This is a genomic window from Flavobacterium sp., assembly GCF_036741995.1.
Classification (GTDB): domain Bacteria; phylum Bacteroidota; class Bacteroidia; order Flavobacteriales; family Flavobacteriaceae; genus Flavobacterium.
This window is the reverse complement of the sequence record NZ_DAINRG010000096.1, coordinates 1-2,954: the sequence shown is the minus strand read 5'-3', so window position 1 is coordinate 2,954 and position 2,954 is coordinate 1. Positions and strand designations below refer to the sequence as shown.

At 37.7% G+C, this 2,954-nt stretch carries 5 protein-coding genes; 3 read left to right on the top strand and 2 right to left on the bottom strand.

Annotated elements, in window-relative coordinates; all coding sequences use genetic code 11:
• The coding region (locus V7D82_RS13590; protein ID WP_333601494.1) for a dioxygenase family protein at positions 1 to 475 on the bottom strand (475 nt) is incomplete at its 3' end.
• A gap of 155 nt (positions 476 to 630) precedes the next feature.
• On the opposite strand from V7D82_RS13590, the gene V7D82_RS13585 reads away from it, so the two are divergent.
• Positions 631 to 1,338 carry a DNA alkylation repair protein gene (locus V7D82_RS13585; RefSeq protein ID WP_333601493.1) on the top strand — a complete coding sequence of 236 codons (708 nt, stop codon included), beginning with the start codon at positions 631 to 633 and terminating at the stop codon, positions 1,336 to 1,338.
• Between the two features lie 5 nt (positions 1,339 to 1,343).
• Here the strand turns inward: V7D82_RS13585 and V7D82_RS13580 are convergent, their stop codons facing one another.
• Positions 1,344 to 1,757: a response regulator gene (locus tag V7D82_RS13580; RefSeq protein ID WP_333601492.1), complete on the bottom strand. Its 414-nt coding sequence runs from the start codon at positions 1,755 to 1,757 to the stop codon at positions 1,344 to 1,346.
• A 169-nt stretch (positions 1,758 to 1,926) separates the two neighbouring features.
• Between V7D82_RS13580 and V7D82_RS13575 the strand changes: the two genes are divergently transcribed.
• A complete protein-coding gene (locus V7D82_RS13575; protein ID WP_333601491.1) occupies positions 1,927 to 2,418 on the top strand; it encodes a DinB family protein in 492 nt (163 codons plus the stop codon).
• A gap of 76 nt (positions 2,419 to 2,494) precedes the next feature.
• Positions 2,495 to 2,938 (top strand): SHOCT domain-containing protein, encoded by a 444-nt coding sequence (locus tag V7D82_RS13570; RefSeq protein WP_333601490.1) that lies wholly within the window; start codon positions 2,495 to 2,497, stop codon positions 2,936 to 2,938.
• Positions 2,939 to 2,954: the final 16 nt, after the last annotated feature.

Sequence of the window (2,954 nt, the reverse complement as noted above, 5' to 3'; positions counted from 1 at the left end):
AACGATAGTGAAATTCCGCCGGTTTAGAATAATCAATACTAAGCTGAATAACAGGCACATCAGCTAACGGATACAAATGTTTCACTACCGACCAGGTACCGTGGTCTAAGCCCCAGTGTTCGTCAAGTTCTACTACTGTAGGCTGCAAGAGTTGTTGTGTTTCTTTTGCCAGTACCGGACTCCCTTTAGCCGGATATTGTACCGCAAAAAGTTCTTTGGGAAAGCCACCAAAATCATGAATCGTAGGCGGCACTTCCATAGCGGTTACTTTGGTACCTTTGGTGTACCAATGTGCAGAAATGCAAAGTATAGCGGTTGGTTTTTGAAGGTCTTTCACACTATTTCTGAAGCCTTGCACAAATTCATTTTCCTCAATGGCATTCATGGGACTCCCATGACCAAAGAAAAAAACAGGCATTTTAGCCGTGTTCGGAAAGCTTTGAGCTATGTAGTGTAAATCGTTTAAGTTATTCATTTGACAGGCTTTTATGAAGCATAAAGATAAACTATTTATCCTAAACAATTAATTACACGGCTACCCTATTTATCATCAAAAATAAAAACAAAACTAACTTTTACTACTTTCAAAATTCTTTGTTACCTTTAGTTTCCAAAAATAAAAGCATCACTATGACTGTAACTGAAATCATGACCGAACTGGAAGCCAAAGGCAGTGAAAGCATCAAAAAAATATTGCTGAAACACGGTGTAAAAGAACCTTTTTTTGGGGTCAAAGTCGAATACTTAAAAGTTATTGAGAAGAAAATCAAAAAAGACTACGCTTTAGCGCTAGGGTTATATGCCACCGGTAATGCCGATGCCATGTATCTCGCCGGATTAATCACCGATGATGAAAAAATGACCAAAGAAAATCTCCAAACTTGGGTAGAACAAGCCAAGTCTACTAATATCAGTGGCTATACTGTGCCGTGGGTTACGGCTGGCAGTCGTTATGGTTTTGAATTAGCCTTGGAATGGATTGAAGCCAAAGAAGAGCATATAGTCGCTGCAGGTTGGAATACCTTAAGCAATTTGGTAGCTCTCAAACCGGACAGCGAACTGGATTTAGCATTACTAAAAAGTTTACTGCTCCGTATTGAAAAAAATATCCATACCGCCAAGAACCGGGAACGACAAAACATGAATGGTTTTATCATTGCTGTAGGTACTTATGTGGCTCCGCTAACCAATAACGCAGTAGCAACTGCCACAAAAGTTGGGATCGTGACAGTAGATATGAACGGAACTGCGTGTAAAGTTCCTGATGCTATAACCTATATCCAAAAAGTAACTGACAAAGGTGTTGTTGGCAAAAAGAAGAAGACCGTAAAATGTTAATACAATCAAATGGTATTATTGCTGGCTTGAGTACTCTGCAAATCCATAGTGAGTACCCGCTCTAATTCGGCACGATAATCATTGATATGGTGTTTTTTCATGAGGTAATTAACACCTACATCCATAAAATTTTTAGCTAATTTTTTAGGATAGGCCCCCGATACCATTACAACCGGAATGTGCTTCCAGTCATCGGTTGTCTTGATGATGTTTAAGATTTCTTCCCCATTCAAAATCGGCATGTGAATGTCTAAAAATATGATATCTGGTTTTGTAATTTGCATGCTAAGTTCAACCAGCATATCCCTTCCGTTCATAAAGGTTAAAACGGTGTGACCAAGACCTTCAGCTATTTCTTTAAAATAATCTAAATCATCAATATCATCGTCTAAATAGAAAATAGTTTGAATTTTTTTCATAGCCTTATTTTTAAATGTAAAATTAGAAATACAACACTGCTACTGCTTTACAGAATAATGACAGATTGTTGCATAATTCCAATATGAACCACTTACTGCTTTGGTTGTTTTTATATCTTCGTGATATTGATAATTGAATGTTTCACTTTCTCATCAAATCCATTGAACCATGACTGCAGCTGTAAAAGAATTATTGTGGAAACAATTTGGCGCTACCATTGACATGCTTGAAAACGCCATCACCTTTTGTCCGGAAACCTTTTGGGTTACGGAACACAACTATTGGTATTCCGTATATCACACGCTTTTTTATTTAGATTATTATCTATCAGAAGAACCGGCAACCTTTATGCCGCCAAAACCATTTACGTTGTCCGAAATGGATCCCGACGGAGCTTATCCTGACCGGATTTATACGAAAGATGAATTATTAAATTATCTGGAATTTGGGCGTAGAAAATGTTTCGATCTCATTACTAATCTAACCGATGAAAATGCGGCTAAAAGATTTGTAAACGACTATCGGAATTACAATCGTCTTGAAATTATACTGTACAATATGCGTCACGTGCAACATCATGTGGGTCAGTTGAATTTACTCTTACGTCAAAATATAAATGACGCCCCAAAATGGGTATCGCAAACCCAAAAAAGTTACTGAGTTGCCCCTAACTAAGTATTGCCATTCCGTAGCTTTATTAGTATCTTTGAGGCCATAAAAAACAAATTACAACATCATGAAATTTACTGCATCACGTCTTTCCTCTGGCAATAAAATATTTCCTGCCGAAATTTATTTGGAACCCACAGGCATTACCATAAAAATTCCCGGACTATTCAGTGGTGAGACCAAACAATTTGATTTCAATCACATTGCTTCAGTAGAAATTGATACTCCGTTGATAGGTTTTTCATCCATTACCATTTTTGCCGGTGGCACGATGATGGCAGCCAACGGATTTACCAAAGCCGAAGTAAAACAAATTAAAGAAGGTATCGAAAAAGGAAAATTAGCCGCCAAAGCTGCTGTGCAAAATGAATCAACTCCTACTCATGGTAGCTCTTCAAATGCTAGCGTCAGCCTGGCTGATGAATTGAAAAAGCTAAAAGAACTGGTAGATGCCGGCGTAATCACTCCGGAAGAATTTGAACAGCAAAAAAGAAAAATGTTAGGCAATTAATGCCATACTATTTTAT

What these genes read in the sequence shown, in the direction of transcription:
- V7D82_RS13575 (WP_333601491.1), top strand. Translation starts at nt 1,927, where the DNA reads ATGACTGCAGCTGTAAAAGAATTATTGTGGAAACAATTTGGCGCTACC.
- V7D82_RS13570 (WP_333601490.1), top strand. Translation starts at nt 2,495, where the DNA reads ATGAAATTTACTGCATCACGTCTTTCCTCTGGCAATAAAATATTTCCT.
- V7D82_RS13580 (WP_333601492.1), bottom strand. Translation starts at nt 1,757, where the DNA reads ATGAAAAAAATTCAAACTATTTTCTATTTAGACGATGATATTGATGAT.
- V7D82_RS13585 (WP_333601493.1), top strand. Translation starts at nt 631, where the DNA reads ATGACTGTAACTGAAATCATGACCGAACTGGAAGCCAAAGGCAGTGAA.